Raw genomic sequence first — 20296 nt, forward strand, 5'->3', positions numbered from 1 at the left:
GTTTTAGGGTTTGTTGGGGGGGGGGGGGTAACATGTGCTTAAAAACATCATATACAGGATATGCTAAAAAAGTCCTTGAATTAGGTGTGTAATAAGTCCAACGATAATCAAAAGGGCGGTATTGGCACGAAACAATGTATTCTTCTAAACGCTTAATATTAGTCTTAACTTCTTTGATAGCATTGTTTAAACGCCAATCCCTACTATCATCGCCAATATCATACTTTCTGCGTAACTCGCTAGGCTCTAAAGTTGAAAAATCTTTTAAAAGCTTGAGCAAGCTTTCTTTGTCCTTGTGGAAAACGACATGGTCTTTTTTAGAGCAAATACCGGTGCTTCCAACTTGAAACATATCCTGAACGCTAAACCCTTGTTCGTATTCATCTAACAAGGGCGTTTCTTGGGGTATGAGCAAGTAAAAAGGCTCTCTTGGGGTAAGCTCAAGCCACTCAATGCTATTTATATCATGTTGGGCTAAAAAGGCGTATTTTTCAGCCCTTTCGCCATACACATCATAATAAAAGATTTTTTGCTTGGTGGCTTGCGCCTTTTTGACAAAGAGGTTGATGGACACGCCTTGCATGATATTGAAAACATTTTCATCTTTTGCGCCTTGTGGGGTTTTCTCCTTTTTCCTAGCGTTTCCATGCAAATTTAAGATATAAAGCTCATCGTAGCATTCTAAAAGAGAGCGCCTTAACCCCCTAAAAGTAGGGTTGTCTAAAAAGGCGTTGTTAGAGATAAAGCCAAAAAGGCCATGCCCTAATGATTCGATCTTGTTTTGAGCGAAACGCATGAATTTCACATAATCGTCTAAGAGCCATTTAGGGTTTCTCTCATCTTGTAGTTTGTATTTGGAATGGAGCTGTTTAAGGCTCTTTAGGGCGTCTTTGCTGCCACTTTCCTTTTGTTTTTGAAGGTTTTTTAAAAGCGTTTTGATTTTATCGGTAAGTTTAACATTTTTTTCAATTTCTATGGTTTGGGATTTGGGCTCTATGCCGTAAGTGGCTTTCACTTCCCATTCAAACAAGCCCTCATTACTGCTCGCCCCGCTATAAGGGGGATTACCGGTGATGATGAGAATATTTTCATCTTTTTTAATTTTTTGAGCGCTTTTAAGCTCTGTTTCAAAAATCGGTTGCAGCCCACGATAAGCGGCGATCTCACTAGGCTGTATAAGAGTGTTGGTTAAAATGATTTTAAGCACATCGTTTTCTTTGAGAGGTTTTTTAAACTCCTGCTTAAAGGCTTGGCTGAGATTCAAATGAGCGATCGCATAAGGAGCGATCAAGTATTCAAACCCATAGAATTGCTTCAAGAGGTTTTGGTATTTGTCCTCTTTAGTGGAGGTGCCTCCATCGCTTGTCTTTCTCGTTTCTAGGGCTTTCCTGAACGCTTCTAATAAAAAGGTGCCGGTGCCGGTAGCAAAATCTAAGAGCTTGATGTTTTCGTTATCTAATGCGCTTTTTAAGCCTAAGGGAGCGTCTTTGAAATGCGTTTTAAGCAAACTATCCAAAGCGTTAATGATGAATTTCACCACAGAATCTGGGGTGTAATACACGCCCTTACTCTCTCGCAATTTAGGGTCATAAGCGCTTAAAAAGGTTTCATAAAAGTGCAAATAAGGGTCTTTATCGTCATTCAAATCTTTAAGGATAGAACTCATATCAACATGATTTATCAAGCTTAAAATTTCATTTAAAAGCCATTGGATTTCTTTAATTTCATCAAGTTTCTTTAAAAAATCCGCCATTTCTCTGATCACAGCGAAATTTTTAGGGATGGAACTCCTCACATTATTCAAATCAATTTTTTCAAAAGGGTGGTTGAGCTTGGCTAAAAAAAGGCTGTAGGTGAGCGTTTGAGCGAGTGCATCGCTAAAGTCTTCAAAACTCAATTCTTCATAAAGATATTCTTTAAAATTCTTAAAAATACTAGAAACTTGCACTTTTTCTTGGTATTTGATTAAAGCGTCTTTTAAATACTTGGTGCGCGGGCTTAAATGCGTTGCGAAATCTTTAGCGTTAGTGATAGGGGCTGCTTCGTAATTGAAAAAGCTTTTGAACAATTCAATCAGATCGCGCTCGGTTTGTGGCTTGGGTTTTAGGGGTTTAGAGAGTTCATCAAGGCTAGCGACAGAGATTTCTTTTTTGATTAAAGGGGCGTTATTTTCATCTTTCCCCACCCATACGAAATTAAGGTAATCGGTGAGCATGAGGTTGGGGTTTAATTCTAAATATTTAAGGATTTGATCGTTTTTTAAAAGCTGGCTAAGATTAGTCCCCACTCTTTTATTTTCTATATAGCCGATGCTAAGCCCTTGAAGAGAAACGCGGAAATCAGGCTGGCTTTTTTGCTCTCTTTCAGGCTCATGTTCAATCTCATATTCTTTATTGAAATGATCTTTCAAACCCTTAAGCAAGTTGTATAAAGAAGGGCGGTGCGTGAGTTCATTCTTTTTGGGCGTAAGATCTTTAATGCTTTCTAAATATTCTTTTAGCATGTTAATAACCCCTTTTTAAAGTCTTTAAGCCATTTTCATGTGCATGTCAATAAAAGTGGCTTGATGGATTAAAGCCCCTACACTAATGGCATCCACGCCGCTTTTAGCGTAAGCGTTGATGCTCTCTAGTGAAATGTTCCCGCTCGCTTCTAGTAAAACGAAGGGATAATGCGCATCTCTATAAGCGGCAATTTCTTTAGTTTCTCCAACGCTCATGTTATCGCACATCACAATATCCGCTCCCGCATTCATGGCGTTTTTGGCCTCTTCAAAGCTTTCGCATTCAATTTCAATTTTAGCCGTGAAAGGCAAGTTTTTTCTGGCATGCGTTAAAAAGCTTTTGAGATCTTTGACATGCTTTAAATGCGTGTCTTTAAGCATTAAAGCGTCATCTAACCCTAAGCGGTGGTTGCTCGCTCCCCCATTAAGCACGGAATATTTTTCAAAGATCCTTAAAAGGGGTCTGGTTTTTCGTGTGTCCAACAAACGCACTTTATGAGAATTTAAAGCTTCTACAAAACGACTCGTTAAAGTGGCGATCCCGCTGCTGTGTTGCAAAAGGTTTAAAAGGGTGCGCTCAACCTTTAAAAGCATGCTAAAATCCCCCCTAATTTCCATTAGGGTGTCTTTAGGCTTGAAGCGTTCTTTATCCTTAATTATTTTGACGCATTCAATACCGGTCATTTCCAACAACTCTAGAGCGTATTTTTCGCCTGAAAACACGCCCTCTTGTTTAGCCCTAACAAAGGCTGTGGCTTTAAAATCTTTTTCTAACACCCTTTCAAACAAATCCCCATGCCCTAAATCTTCTTTTAAAGCGCGTTTTAGAAAGGTTTTAATCTCCATTAGGACAACTCCATCATTTTAGTTAAAGCGAGTTTGGCCAAACGCGCCACCTCATCTTTTAATTCAATCGCATTATAAGCCCTGTGGTTTTTATAAGCCTTTAAGACTTCAAACAAATCTTTTAAAGTCGTTTCATTCATGGTGGGGCAAAGGGCGAGCGTGCTAGAAAGAATGAAAGTGTTTTGGTGGTTGCGCTTGGCTTTCAGGCGGTTGACTAAATTGCTTTCAGTGCCTATGGCGACTTTTTGATTAGGGTTTAACTTTTCTACAAATTCTATGATTTGACTCGTTGATCCGCTAAAATCAGCGTTAGAAACCACACTAGGATCACACTCTGGATGGACAGCGATTAAAATATCCGGGTATTTTTGGCGGTAAAATTCAATGTCTTCTAATTTGAAAAGCTGATGCACCGAACAAAAGCCGTTATAACAAACCACATCAGCGTTTTTAATTTCTTCTGGGCTATTTACGCCTAAAATCGCGCTTTTTAAGCCATTTTCTAGGGCCAGATTTTCCCCCAAGCATTTATCCGGTAGAAAAAAGATTTTTTTATTTTGTTTTAAAGCGTGATTAAAGATTTTAGAAGCGTTCCTGCTCGTGCAGACCACGCCATCATCTTTAGCGACTTTGGCTTTCACTTCAGCGTTAGAATTGATATAAGTGATAGGGTAAAATTCTTTAACGCCGCATTCTTTCAATAAATGAACGCTTCTATCGTAGTAATGGCTGTCTATCATTCTTGCCATAGAACAGCATGAGAGTTTGGGCATGATCACTTGCTTGTCAAAGGCTAGGGCTTTCACGCTCTCGCCCATGAAATGCACCCCGCAAAACACGATGAGGTTTTTATCGCTTTGGCTTGCGATTTTAGCTAATTCCAGGCTATCGCCTGTATAATGGGCTAACTCTACAATCTCATCTTTTTGATAAAAGTGAGCCACTAAAAGCACGTCTAAATCGTGCAACAATTCCACAATAGAAGTTTTTAAATCAGTTGGCATGAAATTCCCCTATACTTTCCCCAAACTTCACGCTTTTTTCTTTCAAATCCTTAAAAGCGGTGTTTTGAATGAATAAAACGATAGTAGAGCCCATTTCAAAATTCCCTAAATTATCCCCTTTTTTAACCTTAATGGGGGGGTTGTAAGAGTAGGTTTGCGTGAAATGGGCTTTAGCGTTAGTTTGAATATTCTTATCAAAATTAAAACGCATTTTACCCACATTTAACGCTCCCACCGCTACAAAATACAGCCTATTACCTTGAATGTCTTTCGCAACAAGTGCGACTCTTTCATTGCCCACAAACAGATTTTTGTTTTTGTATAGTGAGGGCTTATTGACTGGCAGTAATTTCCCCGCAAAGCAACGAGCCTCTAAAATTTCTAAATCGCAAGGGGCGTGGTAGTGGTGGTAATCTTTGGGCGAAAGGTAAAAATTCACATAGAAAAAAGAAGGGCTTAAGGGGTTGATTTCGCCCACTAATTCATGCGCTTTATAGGGCATGCCTTTAATTTGTAAAGCGCTATCGTTGTCTAAAAAAGCGCATTCAGTGATCAAAGCATCGCAAGGTGCAATGCATGCATTAGGGGCTTTGTCAAAGGGGCGTTCTTTCTTTAAAGAGCGCGTGAAAAGAGCGTTCAAACTCTTATAATTTTCTAAAGGTTCAAACTCGCTCAAATCAATTTTAAAGATCTTAACATAAAGGGCGTTGATGCCTTTTTGGATAAAAGAAGGGAATTCATAGCCAGCGACAGAACCAAAAACCCTTGAAAGAGCGTTGCTTAAAGCTATCATTTTAACCCTGCCATGTTCAATACAAACTCCACCTCGCCCTTACTCACTTTAAATTCTTTAGAAATAGAATCCACGCTATAGCCTTCTTGATACATTTTCAAAACCTGTTTTTCGTTGATTTCATCGTTAGCGGCATAATGCCCCATGTCTTTGAATTTGTTTTCTAAAATAATGATTTTTTCTTCTAAATAATCGCGCTCTTTATCCATGGATTTTTGGATTTCTTGCAACTGGTTATAAAGGTGTGAAAGGGTCGTTCTCAATGAGCTATCCTCTTTAGCGCTTTTTTCTAAAGAAAGGCCTTCCAAACGCCCCTCTAATTCTTTCAAACGCTTAGAATAGATATAATTTTCTTGATAGGATTCATCTAAAGTTTTTTCTAAACGCCTCATTTTATGGTAAAACTCTTTTTCTTTAAGATACAAATACCCCACCAAGCACACCAACACCAATAAAATCGCCCCTAAAACGACCATAAACAAATCATTAGAATATAACATGACTGCTCCCGTTCATAATTTTAAGCCTTTTCTTTCGCTATGGACAATGAAAGAATCATAACGCTTAATGTCTAAGGCGTGCATGCGAGTGATTTCTAAAAAATTTTTATCCCTAGCCACGCCAAAAAAGGCTAGGATTTTCCCCTCTAACACACAACGCCCATAGTAAGTTTGAGGCGCTATCAGGCTTGATTTTTTGATACAAATCAACCCATGCCCTAAAGCAGTGATGCGATCCTTTTGCTCTAATTCAAGTAAATTTTCTTTTAAAAGCAGGCTCTCTAATTTTTCTAATTTAAAATACAGTGCTTTGAACAATTCCAGAGTGTCATTTTCAACATTCAAGCGTGAAAAATCAAAGCCAGAACCCAACCAATCAAATTCTTCTAATACCGCTAAAGAGCGTGTGGTTTTAGAGATGAACCTTTCATAAGAGAACGATAAATCGCATTGGACTAGGCGCGTTTCAAACCCTAAAGCTTGGGATCTTAAAACCAACTCATGCATGCTTAAACCCCACATCAAGGACAATAAAAATAAAAAACACCACCCCCAAATAGCCATTGCTCACAAAAAAGGCTTTAGGAATGTTTTTATAATCTCTAGCCACTAAGATCTGCTCATAGAGTAAAATCAAGGCTGAAACCCCTAATCCTAAATACGCAAAAAGCCCCCCATGATAGCATTTCACAAAACAAAGCCAGCACACAAGCGCTACAAGGTGTGAGAGCCTTGAAAGATTCAAGCACCATTTTTCCCCCAATTGACTAGGAATGGAAAACAAGCCCCTTTCCTTATCAAACTCCATATCCTGTAAAGAATAGAGCAAATCAAACCCAGCCACCCATAACATCACCCCTAAAGCCAAAAAAACATTCCATAAAGGAATATCCCCTAAAACCGCCACACTCCCAGCAATGGGGGCTAAACCCAAAGCCAAACCCACGATAAAATGCGCCAAAGAAGAAAAGCGCTTGAAGAACGAATACCCCCCTAAAATGATTAAAAAAGGTAACGAAAGCCTGAAAGCTAAAGGGTTAATGAAATAGCTCACCCCCACGAATAAAAGAGCGTTTAAAGCGCTAAAAACCACCATGCCTTTAACGCTGATCCGGCCATCCACGCTCGGGCGGTTTTTCGTCCTTGGGTTATCCTTGTCAATATCTCTATCCACCAAGCGGTTAAACCCCATAGCGAAGTTTCTTGCCCCTAATAAGGCTAAAAAACAAAGGATTAAGGTTTCTAACCCAAAAAAGAGCGTTTGATTTTTTTGATAGGAGCTTATGACCATAGCCATGAGTAAAAACATGCTAGAAAATATCGTATGCTCCAAAGCGACCAATTCGCTTAAAGCTTTGATTTTATGCGTGATTTTTTTAAGCAATTATTTGATCCCTAATAAAATGACTTTTCTAACCTACAATTAAACTAGGCATTATAATATATTGATAGCAACAATACAAGAAAAAGCCCGCGCTCAAAACATTCATGCTCAAATAAACTTTAAAAAAACGCGCGCTTAAAATCGTTAAAAATAAATGCGCCCCCAAAAGCCATAAGGGTGAAGGAACCGAAATCGTGGGGATTGTTAAAGGCATGCTTAAAATATGATCCAATAAAGACCCCAAACCCACCGCATGCAAGAGTAAACTCAAAGGGAAAAACACGATAAAAATCAAGCCTAAAGGAATGCTAAAGAGCTGGTAGGGCGAAAACATAGGGAAAAAGGCATGCGCAATGATGAGCATGTTCAAAAACACCAGTGCGCTTAAGCTTATGACTTGAAAAGATCGCACCAAAAAAGAAGAGGTTTTAAAAAAGGCTTGAGTGTGTTTTAAGAATAAAAAGATATACCACACCCCACAAACAGAAAGCAAAAACCCCACGCTAAAAAGCAATTTAGGGAGTAACGCTATAGCGATACAGCATGCTAAAATCAAAAGTTTAAAACTCAAAAGCCTTACCCCAAAAAAGCATGCCAAAAACCCTAACAAGCCCATTAAAAACGCCCTGAAAAAAGAGGGTAAAAAATCTAACAGCAATAAATACCCTAGCAAAAAAACCCACACCAAAACCCCTATATCATAAAAAGCGTTCCTATAAGGGAAATAGCGTTTTTGTAAGGGGGCATAAAAAAGAGAGAAAAGAAAATACACGCTCGCGCTCAAAATCCCTAAATGAAACCCGCTAATGGCTAGTAAGTGGTTGATCCCTAGCGCGTTAGCCCTATCTCTTAAGTCTTTATTCAAGCTATCCCCTATAAACAACGCTCGATACAAATTACCTACTAAAGCGCTTGAATGAGCGCTGTCAATGAAATGGCGCCAATGCGATTTGCAATCTTGTTTTCGCGTTAAAGAAAAAGAATAAGTTTGAAAAAAACATGATTTTAAAGACTCCAAAAACGAGCAAGGTTTGATTTTGCCAAAAAATTGCGCGTGGCGGTATTGGAGGTTTTTTAAAGGTTCTTTAATGGTGGTGTAAAAGATCATGCCCTTTGATTGGAGCTTTAAAACAAAATAGGTTTTTTGATCTTTAGTTTTAGGGTATTGCAACAAGATTTGAGCGTTCAGGCTTGTAGGTTTTGAAAAATCAAGCTTTTGGTAATTCAAGTATTCTAAATAAAGATTAAGCGCTAACAAAAGGCTTAAAATAACCCCACACAACAAGTATTCTTTGGGGGTTGTAAGAAGTTCAAACGCCCCCTGAAAAGTTTTATCTTTCAAGTTGTAACTATATCATAGTCTATTTTAGTTTCTTGGTTTTCTTCTAAATGAGAATCTATAGGCATGTCTTCATAGCGCGTTAAAGGAGCGTTAAAGCGCGTATAAACCGTTCCTGTAGCCCCATTCCTGTTTTTAGCCACAATGATTTCAGCCTCTTCAATACTGCCATTTTGCTTGTGGATACGCCTTTCTTCATTGACTTTTAGGTGCAATTCTTGCGCCTCTTCAATTTTGCCTTCTTTTTTGAGCTTGTCTATTTTGTTGTCTTCAGCTCTCATTTGATAGATATAGCCTCTATACAAAAATAAAACAATATCAGCGTCTTGTTCAATCCCTCCGCTGTCTTTAATATCAGAAAGAATGGGCCGTTTATCGTCTCGATTTTCTAGGCTGCGGTTGAGTTGGACTAACGCTATGATAGGGATTTCTAACTCTCTGGCTAAAGTTTTAAGCTCCCTTGAAATTTCAGCGATCTGTTCATGGCGTTCTTTAGTGGCTTTGCTCCCTGACATGAGCTGCAAATAGTCAATAAAAGCGATACCCAATTCCTTGTGTTGGGATTTAAGCTTTCGCAGTTGCAAGCGGATTTGCTCTATCCTCACATAGCTTTTATCGTAGAAGAAGAGTTTTTTGCAAGAAAGGTGATCGTAGCATTTGGCTAAATTTTCCCATTGATCATCATCAAGCCTCCCGCTCTCTAAATCATGCATGTTAATAGAAGTGAGATCCGATAACGCCCTTAAAGCGAGTTGCTCTGCGGACATTTCCAAACTAAAAACCGCTACCCCTCTATCGTCATCGAGTGCAGCTAAGACCATGTTCATCATCAAACTGGTTTTACCCATAGACGGCCTTGCCCCTATAATAACTAAACTCCCCTTATTAAAACCGCTCGTATAATTATCCAATTGGACAAAGCCAGTCGGTATGCCAGTAACTTCCAAACTCCCTTTTCTTTGGTTTTCTGTAATAAGATCCATTGCGCTTTCAAGCACTTCTTTAATGCTCCTAAAGCCCTCTATGGTGCTGCCATTCAATAACGCATAAACTTCTCGCTCCACAGCGCCTAAAATATCGCTGGATTTTTGCACGCTTTCTAGGGCTTGCTCTCTAATGGTGTTAGCCAAGCCAAAAAGTTTTCGTTTAATGGAAGCGTTTTTAATCTCTTCCACATAAGCTTCAATATTATCTATAGGGCTTGCCGCAAAAATAGCGACCAGATCTTCTTCTTTGATTTGCTTGTCTTTAGGCATTTTTTGGCGGATAAAATTCTCATCAATGGGGCAATCTTCTTCATGCAGTTTTAAAGCGATTTCAAAAAACAAGCCGTTAGGCGGGTAGTAAAAATCGCTAGGCTCTAAAACGCTATGGACCTCTTCAATCTTGTGATTGGCCAACACAATGCCTGAAAGCACGATCCTTTCAATGTTTTGCAATTGCTGCAAATGCTTTAAATGATCCATGTTTATCCTTTTAATCGTTTGATCTTCTCTATCAGATCTAAGGGCGTTAAAGCGTAATTGTTCTTAAATTCTAAACCCGCTAGGGCGTGCACTAAGCTTGCGTTAATAGCGGCGTCTAAAGGCGTGTAGTTTTGAGAAAGTAGGCTTACAATCAGCCCCGCTAACACATCGCCACTCCCAGCTTTGGCTAAAGCCACGCTCCCTAAAGTGTTGATAAAAACCTGCCCTTGATGAGCGATTAGGGTATTAGCCCCTTTTAAAAGTAAAACCACTTTGGGGTATTTTTGAGAAAAATCCCTTACGATTTCTAGTTTATTGTCTAGTAATTCTAGCATGCTTATATTGATCCCCACTAATTTTAACAACGATAAAAATTCTTTAGGGTGAGGGGTTAAGATCACTTCTTTTTCTAAAGCTTGCAAGACCTCTTTGTGATAAAAAACGCCCGCATCTAAAACGCATGGGGCTAATTCAAGCCACTTGTTAAAATCCTTTGGAATATTTTCTAACCCCATGCCAAGAGCGAACGCGCTCAAGAAGTTAGGGAAATTTTCACAAAAAACCAATTCTAAAGGCTTGTTATTAGAAGTTATCTCGCATTCTAACGCTTGAACGCTCACCACTCCAGATCCAAAACTTAACGCGCTTAATGCGCTCAATAACCCAGCCCCACTATGCTTGCCTAAAAGAATGTGCGCATGCCCGTAATCGCCTTTATGAGCGTTTTTTTTATCCCTTAAGGGCAGTTTCAAATCGCTTTTTTCCAGCAAAAAAGTGTCTGTTGGGATCTCATAAATTGGATTAAAAACCCCTAAATGCCCCACTTTCAATTCCCCTATATAGTCTTTAGCCCTATCGCTTAATAAGCATGACTTAATAGCGCCCATGCTGATAGTCAAATCCGCTTTAAACGCTCCCTTATCCACCCTGCCTTTAGAATCGATTCCGCTAGGAATATCGCAAGCGATCTTAAAGCGCGCTTTTTGAGAAAGGCTTTCAAAGTTTAAAAAAGGCTCTAATGCGCCCTTAAAATCGCTCCCTATCACGCAATCTATTAACACATCGCATTCTAAATCTTCATTTTTTTCTTCCCATGCTTTGATGACTACCCCTACTTTTTTAGCCCTTTCTTTTTGCAATTGGCACATGGGGCTTTTGGCTAGTTTCATTTCAAAGACCAGCGTTTTAAAACGCCCCACTAAACGCCTGGCTAACGCATAGCCATCGCCCCCATTATCCCCGCTCCCACAAAGAATAATGACTTTAGTGCCTAAAGAAGCGTTTTGTAAAACCGCTTTTTCTAAAGCCATAGCGGCGTTTTCCATTAAAATGTCTTCGCTTAAATTAAATTCTTCAAGCGCCCTTTTGTCTAGAGCATTTACTTTTTCATACACTGAAAGCATCTTTATCCTTGAAATTGAACGCAAAACGAATTTTCATAAAACGATCCTTTTAAAGAGGGTTCGCTATGAATTTCTAAACGTATTTTATACTTTTCACACACTTTTTTCACTAAATCTAACCCTATACCATAACCCAACACGCTAGAATTGAAACGCGCATAACGAACGCTTAATTCTACGATTTTGTCTTTAGGGATTTCATACCCTAAATTTTTCACTTTCAAAAACTCATGCGTTAGCTCTATGTGGATATACCCATGCATGACGCTGTATTTGATCGCATTCATGAGCAAATTGCTATAAAGCGAAATGAAATCCTGCTCTTTAGCCTTAATCTCCACTCCCACTAAATCGCTTTTAAATTCCAGCTTGTGGTAGTCTATCATCTCGCTAAAAAGCGTGTTTTCTTTGGTAATTAGGGCTTTTAAATCTAAAAGCATAGGGGATTCGCATTCAATATCTTGCATCACTAAATACGAGAGCGAGCGGTATAAAAAACTCATGCGCTGGATAGCGATTTTAATGCGGCGGTGTTGTTGGTTGTCTTCTAAGGTTTTTAAAGACAAGACTAAAGCGCTCATGGGGGTGTTTAATTCATGCGTGGTGTTTTTTAAAAAATGATCAATACGGGTGATTTCATTCCTAATGGGCTTTAAAAACAAACGCCCCAAAAACACAGAAACCCCTATGACGCATAAAAACGCTACGACAAACACTAAAACAATGTTACGATACAAAGAAGAAAAATGAAGGGGTTTAGAATTTTTAAAAAGCATTTTAGCCACGCCTAAATGAGCGAAAGTTTCATCGCTAAATAGGTAATACTCCCCCTTGAAACTAAAAAATCCCGCTTCTTTATGGTTTTTAATCAAATTTTCGCTTTCAGGGATATTAGAATACAAAACACGCCTCTTGCCATCAAAAAGGGCTATGGAAGCGTCTTTATAGCGTGAAATCAGAGCGTTTAAAGCGTTTTGGTAATCCCCATGCGTTTGCATGTGCAAGGCAACCACTTCACTAGCGATCTTAGAAGCCATTTTGTCCATGTCCATGCGTATCATTTTGATTTTTTCGTTTTTTTCATAGTTAAACGCTAAAACGCTAATCACTAGCATCAACACAAACGAAGAGCCCAAATAAGTCCCTAAAAAGAGTTTGAGGGATTTTTTTTCATAGTGGGTTAAAGCGATAGCCCACCCCCTTATGCGTTTCTATGCAATTTTTCCCTAAAAGCTTGCGCAACACCTTAATATAAGTGCGCAAGGTGGAATCATCAATAGCCTGCTCCCATAAATTATTTTCTAACGCTTGAGAGCTGATGATTTGCCCCTTATGTTCTAAAAAGTATTCTAAAAGTTGGGCGGTTTTGGGTGCTAGGATTTCCTTTTTCCCTTTAATATCCAAAGAGTGTTGGTAATAAAAAATGTTAGGCATGATTTCTATGGGATCATCATTGAAAAACCTTTTAATGCGCGCTTCCAATTCGTCCAAATCAAAAGGCTTTTTCAAATAATCGCTCGCCCCTAAATTAAAAGCGTTTTTTAAGGTAGCGTTATCCTGTAAGGCGGTGATAAAAATCACAGGCGTAGAGATTAAAAAATCGTTTTTGATGTGCCTGAATAATTCCAAGCTATTCATTTCAGGCACTTGCACGTCTAAAAGCAAGAGGTTAAAACGCTCAACAGAGAGCCTTTCATAAGCTTCTTTCCCGTTAAAAGCGCAAAACACTTCATAGCCTAAATGCTCCAAAAACTCCTTAACGCTCTCGCTTAAAAGGTAATCGTCCTCTAGTAAAAAAATCTTTTTTTGCATGGGGGTATTGTAGCGCTAAATGAATGGGCTTTGTTATAATACTTCTTCATGTTTTTAAAGGAGCGTTATGATGAAAACGAACGAAGCGCAATTTTATGAAGTTTTAGAAAACCTTTTCATAGGCGTTAAGATTGAAGACAAACAAGAAAGCCTTTTAGATCCTACCCCTAAAGCGGTGAAAAATGGCATGATCAATCTCATGAGGGCTAAGAGCAAGTATTATCAAAATAAAAAACAAGAATTGGAAAAATTCATTGGTTTAAAATGCCAAAACAACAACGATCTCAAAGAAGAATTGTTTGACAAGCTCTATAGCTTTTTCAAGCGTTATTTCAGCACTAATGGAGGGATTTATTTCAACGACACGCCCCTTTATGACAGCCTTTATGCCAAAAGCGATTATGAAAAATGCTCCCTTAAAAAAGACACCGCCTTATTTTATAAAACTAAAGATCTCTATTATGTGAAAAGCGAAACGAACTATAAGGATTTTTGCTTTGAATTAGAAAACATTCTTTTTAATTTTGACGCTTCTTTACTAGAGAGCAAAAAGTATAATGAAAAAATAGAACTAGTCTTTAATCTAAAAGATACAGACACAAAAACCAACACCCTAAATTTTAGCGTTAGTCTCTCAAGCAATGGAAGGGTTACTAATATCCATGAGATTTTAAAAGAATGCTCTAATCATGGCATCAAACTTGATGAAGAAATATTAAAAAAAGTGTTTGGAAAATTCAAAAAGCAAGGCAGTATGGATTATTTCATCCATAAAAACGCGCTAGGGTTTTTAAAAGAGCAGTTGGATTTGTATTTGTTTGAATACCTTTTTAAAGAAATGACTGAGTTTGATGATAAACGCTTTAATGAAATCAACACCATTAAGGAAGTAGCGTTGCAAGTGATTTCATTAGTGAGCGAATTTGAAAACGAACTTTGTAAGATTTGGAACAAACCCCGCTTTGTATTGAACTCGCATTTCATCGTAAGCTTAGACAAACTCAAAGCTAAAAACTACGATCTGAATAAAATCACAACCCACCCAAACTACCCCAAACAAGTCCAAGAATGGCAAGACTTGAATTTAAAAACCACAGACAATCTTTTAGAAAATGAGTTCTTGCCCCTAGACACGATTTATTTTAAAGATTTAGAAGAAGAGGTTAAAAGCTTATTCAATGAAAATGAAATCAACGGCACGCTCATTAAAAGCGAAAACTACCAAGCCCTAAACTCTCTCAAAAACCGCTATAAAGAAACCATTGATTGCATTTACATTGATCCGCCTTACAACACGCAAAACAATGAATTTATTTATGCGGATAATTTCAAGCGCTCCAGCTGGCTTACTATGATGGAAAACCGCCTAGAGCTTGCGCATTCCTTATTAAATGATAAAGGTGCGATGTTTGTGAGCATTGATGACAACGAACAGGCTTATTGCAAAGCTTTAATGGACGAAGTGTTTAATGGGGGGGGGGGGGTGATAACTTTGTAGCGAACTTGATATGGCAAAAGAAAAAAGGCGGTAGTCAAGATAGCGAAAATTTTGCAAAAGAGCATGAGTATATCTTGTGCTATCAAAAAGAAAAATTTAATATCATTGATACAGAAATAGACCATGATATACAAGACTTCAATAAAACTATCAATGGCAAACAAGCAAAGATTTTAAAATTAGAAAAATGGGGAGCTGGAGCCTTAAGATCTGATGCCCCTAGCCTGTATTATTCCATTAAAGATCCAAGCGGTAATGATTTTTACCCTATAGCCCCTAATGGTGAAGAGGGGCGTTGGCGGAAAAAACCTGAAAATTTGGATAGCGAACATATTTTTTGGCAAGAAAACTCTAAAGGGCGTTTAATCCCTTATGAAGTAATTTATTATGATGAAATCAAAAATGCGAAAAAAGTCATTAAAACACGCACAATTTTTACAGAGTATGGCACTACAACAGAAGCAACTAAAGAAATTTTAGCCCTTTTTAATGGAACTAAACTTTTTGACACCCCCAAACCCGAAGCCCTAATTTCAAGAATTTTAGAAATTTCCACCCAAGAAAACGATCTCGTTTTAGATTTTTTTGCTGGGAGCGGGACGACTTGCACGGTGGCACACAAGTTGAAGAGAAAGTATATCGGTATTGAAATGGGGGAGCATTTTGAGAGCGTGATTTTGCCTCGCCTTAAAAAGGTCATAGGCGGTTTTAAAAGCGGTGTGCTTAAAGAATTTAATGGAGGTGGGGTAGTCAAAGTTTATGCATTAGAAAGCTATGAAGAGATTTTAAGAAAAATCAAGTATGAAGACAATGACAAACCCTTAGCTTATGATGAACAATACAGCGATTTAGTGGAGCGTAAAAACGAATCTTACACGCTCAATGTAGAAGCGCTAGAAAAAATGGGCGTGGATATTAAGGAGACTTTAGAAAATTTACACGGCGTTGGAGTGGAGTTTTTCAATGAAAAAGTGGTGAAATTTAAAGGGAATGATAAAGAAGTAGAGATCTTAAAAGCCTTAAAAGAAGCGCTCATTTGGTAAGGAAAAATAATGGCAAAGAAAAAACAAGAAGTAAGAAATAATGAAATTTTTGTCGCTCAAAAACTCGCTGAAGAGGAATTGAACACTAATAAGATTAACGAGCCGTTAGAAATGTTGGACTTTAAAAGCTTTGATAATAATAAGGAGCTTTTAGATTACCAACAGCAAGCCTTAATTAACGCTTTTAGAATGCTTGTCGCTTATTTTAGAGATTTCAAAGAAAGTAAAAAAGAATTTTACGCATTTTATCAAAAGCATTATTCATTCGCTAATTGCGATTTCACTAACAAAAAACTCAATCCTTTGTTAAAGGGTTATTTTAAGGTAGAAAATCATTGCGTGAGTTTTGAAAATTTTATCAACCGCTTAGCCTTTTACATGGCCACAGGGAGCGGTAAAACGATTGTCATCATCAAACTTGTAGAGCTTTTAAGCGTGGCTATAAGAATGGGTTTAATCCCTAAGAAAAATATCATGTTTTTTAGCGCGAATGAAAATTTGATCAAGCAATTTGAAAAAGAAATTGAAAAATACAACCAGGGTAAGGATTATTCCAAACAAATGGATTTCAAAAACCTTAAAAGCGTTAAAAATGAAGATTTTTTTCACGCTCCAAAAATAATGGAACAAATCGCTCTTTTTTATTACCGCGCGGATTTAATGAATGATGAAGAAAGCAAGGAAAACCTTTTAAATTATAAGGATTGTTGGGATAATGGGGAAAATTATGTGATTTTAGATGAAGCGCATAAGGGGAACAAGACTGAGAGCAAAAGGCAAGCGATTTTTAGCCTGCTGTCTTTAAAAGGGTTTTTATTCAATTTCAGCGCCACTTTCACCGAAGAAAGCGATCTTATCACTGCGGTGTATAATTTGAGCGTGGGCGAGTGGGTGAAGCTTGGCTATGGTAAAGAGTCTGTTTTATTGAAGAAAAACAATTTAAACGCTTTTAAGGAATTAAAGGATTTAAACGATAGGGAAAAAGAAATCGCTCTTTTAAAAGCGTTATTGCTTTTAGGCATGCAAAAACGCTATAGAAAAGAAGGCTATTTTCATGACCCTTTAATGCTCGTGTTCACGCATTCTGTGAATGTGGAAAACAGCGATGCGGAAATCTTTTTTAAAACTTTAGCGCGCGTGATTGAAAACGATGATGAAAGCGATTTTTTAAGGGCTAAAGACGATTTATTAGAGGAATTAAAGAAACCGGAATTTCTTTTTAGCGATGACAAAGATCAAAACTATAAGATTGAGGTTTTTAAAGAGGGTTTAAATCGTTTGGATTTTAAAGGCTTAAAAGAAGCAGTTTTTTATGCCGGTAACGGGCATATTGAAGTCATTATTAACCCTAAAAACAACCAAGAAATCGCTTTCAAGCTCAACACAAGCGATAAAGTCTTTTGCTTGATTAAAATAGGCGATATTACAGAATGGATTTGTGGAAAATTAAAGAGCGTGAAGGTGGTGAGTAAGAATTTGAGCTTTAAAGAAGAGAGCTATTTCAGCCAGATTGATAAGAGCAGTATCAATATTTTAGTGGGGTCTCGCACTTTTGACACCGGCTGGGATAGCACAAGGCCTAGCGTGATTTTATTTTTAAATATAGGGCTTGATGATGACGCTAAAAAGTTGGTGAAACAATCTTTTGGCAGGGGCGTAAGGATTGAAAGCGTCAAAAACCAACGCCAAAGGTTAGCGTATTTAGACATAGATGAAGCCGTTAAAAAAGACTTGAAACCAAACGCTGCAATGTTGGAAACGCTTTTTGCGATACCCACCAACCATGCAAGCCTTGAAGCGATTTTAAAGTTCCAAAAAGAGAGCGAAAATGGGGGTGAGAATAGAGGTTCTTGGCGTGAAATCAAATTAGAAAAAACGCCCATAAAACACGCATTATTCGTGCCTTGCTACCGAAAAGAACAAACCAACGCTCTTAAAATTTCTCAAAGCGCTTCGTTTAAAATGAGTGAAAAAAATTTTAAGGATTTAAAAGAGTATTTTCATTTAATGAGTGAAAAGCATTTTATTTTAAAGCATGAAATTTATGACCCTAAAGATTACGCGCTGTTAAAAGAAATGATACAAACAGCGCATTTTAAAAAGGCATCAACTTGGCATTATAAAGATTTAGATTACATGATTTCTGAAATTAAAGGCAAGCTATACCCCAATCAAAAAGTGCCTAAAGACGAGTTTAACGCCCTAGATAATGAGAAAATCGTGCATTTTAAAAGGGTTAAAGTTAGGGCGGATAAAAAAGAAAAATTGATTCAAACCATCCAAGAAGTGAAAGAGTATGCGCCTTTGGATAAAGAAAAACACAAACAAGACAAAACCTTTGAAGTTGATGGCGCCGAGCTGTTAAAACTCAAAGAGCATTACTACACCCCTTTAATTAAAGCCAAAAACTGCGATTGGCTTAAGCATGTGGTTAAAGTAAAGAGCGAGAGCGATTTTTTAGAAGAGTTGTTAAAGATTACCAAAACGCTGCAAGAAAACTATGATTTTTGGGCGTTCAGCAAGATTGATGAGCATTTAGACAATTTGTTTATCCCTTATTTCAACAACGCTGCAGAAAGGAAATTTTTCCCTGATTTTATCTTTTGGCTGCAAAAAGGCAATACGCAGATCATTTGCTTCGTTGATCCTAAAGGGAGCAAACACACTGATTACGAACATAAGGCAGATGCGTATCAACTTTTTAAAGATAAGGTTTTCACTCCAAAAAACAATCCCCATTTCAAAATCCAAGTGGTTTTAAAATTTTATGGAAATAAGGATGATGTGGGGGAGCGTTATAGAGATGATTGGATTAAAGAAGGGGAATTAAAAGATTTTTTTCTAAAACAATTAGCCTAATTTCATTGAAAGGGGTTAAAAATGCACTTGAATTAGCCTTGAATAGAGCGCTAGTTTTTCACATCGCTTAAAAACACATGCCTTAAAAGTTTGGCTTCGCTCAAAAAAGCGTTTTTCAACACCGCGCTTTTATAAGTGTAATGATCTTCAACGCTTGAAACTTCGCCCACAAACACCCCCGCTCCAAAAATCCCATCTAGCCCGCTCGTTAGCACTTGATCGCCTATGTTGATTTCAGCGCTTGGGACAATGAAATCCACGATTAATTCTTGCCTAAAATTAGATCCTATAAAGCCTAACACTTGATTTTTGCCTACCATCACGCTATAAGCGCACCGCTTGTGAGCGTTCAAAAACCCGTTCAAGCGCCCTTTTTCTAGCACGGCAATGCCTATGGCTTGGTTGTGAGAAACAAGGCCATAAATCTTATTTTCTTCTAAATTTACAATAGGGTTGAGAGAAACGCTGTGCGTGTCTTCTAAACTGATGAATGAAGTCATAAAAGTAGGGGTATAAGTCATTTTTGGATTTTCTAAAGGATAAATACTATTCAAGCGCTCTTTCAAATCGGCGTTTTCTAGTTTTAAAGCTTCTAAAATCAAGCGTTCTTTTTGAAACTCCTTAATGTTTTGGGCTTGAAAAAAATACGCTTGAATGTTGTCTAATAAGCTGTTTTTAGCGCTCATCAAGGCGTTTTTAATCCGGTCGCTGATATAAGAAGAACTGCCTTTAATGTCTAAAAAATAAAAAATAAGAAAAATCCCTAAAAGCCAAAGGAATTTAAAATAAAAGCGCATGCATTATTCACTAAAACCCACACGGCTGAGTAAATCCAAATCTTGTATGGCTTCCCCTGTGCCTTTGGCTACCGCCAATAAAGGCTCATCGCCCACATACACAGGGAGTTTAACCATATCGCTTAAATACTTGTCTAAGCCTTTAATCAAAGCCCCACCGCCGGTAAGCACCACGCCATTTTGCACAATGTCTTTCGCTAAATCCGGCTTCACTTCTTCAAGCACGCTCCTTAAAGCGCTAGAGATTTCTCTCACCTGATCTTTAATGGCTTCAAACACATCATCAGAGCTCAATTCAATCGTGTGTAATAATCCGCTCACTTGATCCCTCCCTGACACTTCCATTGTGAGAGGCGGATCCAATTTGATCGCGCAACCGATTTCAATCTTAATCTCTTCGCCGGTGCGCTCCCCTATCAATAAATTGAATTTCTTGCGGATGTATTCCACGATGCTTTGATCCAATTTATCCCCAGCCACTCTAATGCTTTTAGAAATGACTAGCCCCCCAAGGCTGATCACGCCAATTTCAGTCGTGCCGCCGCCAATATCTACAATCAAACTCCCTTGCGGCTCTTTCACGGGCAAGCCCGCCCCAATCGCGGCTGCCATAGGCTCTTCAATCAAAAAGACTTCTCTAGCCCCCGCACTCAAAGCACTCTCTTTAACCGCATTCCTTTCCACGCTTGTCAGCCCATAAGGCACGCACACCATGATACGCGGTCGAATCCATGTCTTTCGTTTGTGCGCTTTTTCAATAAAGTAGCGGATCATTTTAGCGGTAATGTCATAATCGGCAATCACGCCATCTTTCATGGGGCGAATCGCTCTGATGCTGTTAGGGGTTTTGCCTAGCATTTCCTTAGCCTCGCTCCCCACTGCCAAAATATCATAAGCTTTAGAATCAAACAATCCCATGCGCACCGCCACAATAGAAGGCTCATTGATAATAATGCCCTGCCCTTTGACCAACACGATCGTGTTAGCCGTGCCTAAATCTATGGCAATATCATGCGAAAACAAACCGATCAATTTGCTAAAAATCATGC

At 38.3% G+C, this 20296-nt stretch carries 17 protein-coding genes; 3 read left to right on the plus strand and 14 right to left on the minus strand.

Going from position 1 to position 20296, the window contains the following annotated elements:
* From FIM66_RS07020 to crdR, 12 genes are all read right to left on the minus strand, one after another.
* The coding region (locus FIM66_RS07020) for a type ISP restriction/modification enzyme (RefSeq protein ID WP_140600295.1) at nucleotides 1-2503 on the minus strand (2503 nt) is incomplete at its 3' end.
* A gap of 24 nt (nucleotides 2504-2527) precedes the next feature.
* Entirely contained in the window at nucleotides 2528-3349 is an 822-nt protein-coding gene (gene nadC, locus FIM66_RS07025) for a carboxylating nicotinate-nucleotide diphosphorylase (protein ID WP_140548423.1), read from the minus strand.
* The gene (gene nadA, locus FIM66_RS07030; protein WP_140600296.1) at nucleotides 3349-4353 is read right to left on the minus strand and encodes a quinolinate synthase NadA; all 1005 of its coding nucleotides are present in this window, start codon (nucleotides 4351-4353) and stop codon (nucleotides 3349-3351) included. Before nadA ends, nadC begins: the two co-directional genes overlap by 1 nt.
* Nucleotides 4343-5146, minus strand: a complete 804-nt coding sequence (locus tag FIM66_RS07035) for a phosphatidylserine decarboxylase (RefSeq protein ID WP_120928047.1) — start codon at nucleotides 5144-5146, stop codon at nucleotides 4343-4345. Before FIM66_RS07035 ends, nadA begins: the two co-directional genes overlap by 11 nt.
* Nucleotides 5143-5646: a DUF6115 domain-containing protein gene (locus FIM66_RS07040; RefSeq protein WP_140464008.1), complete on the minus strand. Its 504-nt coding sequence runs from the start codon at nucleotides 5644-5646 to the stop codon at nucleotides 5143-5145. The genes FIM66_RS07035 and FIM66_RS07040 overlap by 4 nt, the downstream gene beginning before the upstream one ends.
* 12 nt (nucleotides 5647-5658) lie before the next feature.
* A complete protein-coding gene (locus FIM66_RS07045; RefSeq protein WP_033582238.1) occupies nucleotides 5659-6153 on the minus strand; it encodes a hypothetical protein in 495 nt (164 codons plus the stop codon).
* The gene (gene mqnP, locus FIM66_RS07050; RefSeq protein WP_238699875.1) at nucleotides 6146-6988 is read right to left on the minus strand and encodes a menaquinone biosynthesis prenyltransferase MqnP; all 843 of its coding nucleotides are present in this window, start codon (nucleotides 6986-6988) and stop codon (nucleotides 6146-6148) included. The genes FIM66_RS07045 and mqnP overlap by 8 nt, the downstream gene beginning before the upstream one ends.
* 70 nt (nucleotides 6989-7058) lie before the next feature.
* A complete protein-coding gene (locus FIM66_RS07055; protein WP_194149270.1) occupies nucleotides 7059-8372 on the minus strand; it encodes a ComEC/Rec2 family competence protein in 1314 nt (437 codons plus the stop codon).
* Complete coding sequence (locus tag FIM66_RS07060) at nucleotides 8369-9835, minus strand: replicative DNA helicase (RefSeq protein WP_140600297.1); 1467 nt, start codon at nucleotides 9833-9835, stop codon at nucleotides 8369-8371. The genes FIM66_RS07055 and FIM66_RS07060 overlap by 4 nt, the downstream gene beginning before the upstream one ends.
* Nucleotides 9836-9837: 2 nt before the next feature.
* On the minus strand, nucleotides 9838-11238 hold the full coding sequence (locus FIM66_RS07065) for an NAD(P)H-hydrate dehydratase (protein ID WP_140548417.1): 1401 nt from the start codon (nucleotides 11236-11238) through the stop codon (nucleotides 9838-9840).
* A 2-nt stretch (nucleotides 11239-11240) separates the two neighbouring features.
* On the minus strand, nucleotides 11241-12443 hold the full coding sequence (crdS, locus tag FIM66_RS07070) for a copper-sensing histidine kinase CrdS (protein ID WP_140600298.1): 1203 nt from the start codon (nucleotides 12441-12443) through the stop codon (nucleotides 11241-11243).
* On the minus strand, nucleotides 12409-13050 hold the full coding sequence (crdR, locus tag FIM66_RS07075) for a copper response regulator transcription factor CrdR (RefSeq protein ID WP_140600299.1): 642 nt from the start codon (nucleotides 13048-13050) through the stop codon (nucleotides 12409-12411). The genes crdS and crdR overlap by 35 nt, the downstream gene beginning before the upstream one ends.
* A 70-nt stretch (nucleotides 13051-13120) precedes the next feature.
* Here crdR and FIM66_RS08255 point away from each other — a divergent pair, with 70 nt between their 5' ends.
* Genes FIM66_RS08255 through FIM66_RS07090 form a run of 3 tightly spaced genes read left to right on the plus strand, consistent with a single transcriptional unit; the run spans nucleotide 13121 to nucleotide 18450 of the window.
* Nucleotides 13121-14548, plus strand: coding sequence for a DNA methyltransferase (locus FIM66_RS08255; protein WP_140600310.1), 1428 nt, complete (start codon nucleotides 13121-13123; stop codon nucleotides 14546-14548).
* A 5-nt stretch (nucleotides 14549-14553) separates the two neighbouring features.
* The gene (locus FIM66_RS08260) at nucleotides 14554-15591 is read left to right on the plus strand and encodes a DNA methyltransferase (RefSeq protein WP_140600300.1); all 1038 of its coding nucleotides are present in this window, start codon (nucleotides 14554-14556) and stop codon (nucleotides 15589-15591) included.
* Nucleotides 15592-15600: 9 nt separating this feature from the next.
* The gene (locus tag FIM66_RS07090; protein WP_140600301.1) at nucleotides 15601-18450 is read left to right on the plus strand and encodes a DEAD/DEAH box helicase family protein; all 2850 of its coding nucleotides are present in this window, start codon (nucleotides 15601-15603) and stop codon (nucleotides 18448-18450) included.
* A gap of 50 nt (nucleotides 18451-18500) precedes the next feature.
* On the opposite strand, the gene mreC is transcribed toward FIM66_RS07090, so the two are convergent.
* Together mreC and FIM66_RS07100 are read right to left on the minus strand one after the other, a co-directional pair.
* Nucleotides 18501-19247 (minus strand): rod shape-determining protein MreC, encoded by a 747-nt coding sequence (gene mreC, locus FIM66_RS07095; RefSeq protein ID WP_140479217.1) that lies wholly within the window; start codon nucleotides 19245-19247, stop codon nucleotides 18501-18503.
* A gap of 3 nt (nucleotides 19248-19250) precedes the next feature.
* Nucleotides 19251-20294, minus strand: a complete 1044-nt coding sequence (locus tag FIM66_RS07100; RefSeq protein ID WP_000577744.1) for a rod shape-determining protein — start codon at nucleotides 20292-20294, stop codon at nucleotides 19251-19253.
* Between the last annotated feature and the right edge of the window lie 2 nt (nucleotides 20295-20296).

It is taken from the genome of Helicobacter pylori, from assembly GCF_006439795.1.
Taxonomy (GTDB): Bacteria; Campylobacterota; Campylobacteria; order Campylobacterales; family Helicobacteraceae; genus Helicobacter; species Helicobacter pylori_CR.

Bases quoted from the DNA above. Each gene is read 5' to 3' on its own strand.
- FIM66_RS07045 (WP_033582238.1), bottom strand. From the start codon at position 6,153: ATGCATGAGTTGGTTTTAAGATCCCAAGCTTTAGGGTTTGAAACGCGC.
- FIM66_RS07035 (WP_120928047.1), bottom strand. From the start codon at position 5,146: ATGATAGCTTTAAGCAACGCTCTTTCAAGGGTTTTTGGTTCTGTCGCT.
- nadA (WP_140600296.1), bottom strand. From the start codon at position 4,353: ATGCCAACTGATTTAAAAACTTCTATTGTGGAATTGTTGCACGATTTA.
- FIM66_RS07090 (WP_140600301.1), top strand. From the start codon at position 15,601: ATGGCAAAGAAAAAACAAGAAGTAAGAAATAATGAAATTTTTGTCGCT.
- nadC (WP_140548423.1), bottom strand. From the start codon at position 3,349: ATGGAGATTAAAACCTTTCTAAAACGCGCTTTAAAAGAAGATTTAGGG.
- mreC (WP_140479217.1), bottom strand. From the start codon at position 19,247: ATGCGCTTTTATTTTAAATTCCTTTGGCTTTTAGGGATTTTTCTTATT.
- FIM66_RS07065 (WP_140548417.1), bottom strand. From the start codon at position 11,238: ATGCTTTCAGTGTATGAAAAAGTAAATGCTCTAGACAAAAGGGCGCTT.
- crdR (WP_140600299.1), bottom strand. From the start codon at position 13,050: ATGCAAAAAAAGATTTTTTTACTAGAGGACGATTACCTTTTAAGCGAG.
- FIM66_RS08255 (WP_140600310.1), top strand. From the start codon at position 13,121: ATGAAAACGAACGAAGCGCAATTTTATGAAGTTTTAGAAAACCTTTTC.
- FIM66_RS07040 (WP_140464008.1), bottom strand. From the start codon at position 5,646: ATGTTATATTCTAATGATTTGTTTATGGTCGTTTTAGGGGCGATTTTA.
- FIM66_RS07100 (WP_000577744.1), bottom strand. From the start codon at position 20,294: ATGATTTTTAGCAAATTGATCGGTTTGTTTTCGCATGATATTGCCATA.
- FIM66_RS07060 (WP_140600297.1), bottom strand. From the start codon at position 9,835: ATGGATCATTTAAAGCATTTGCAGCAATTGCAAAACATTGAAAGGATC.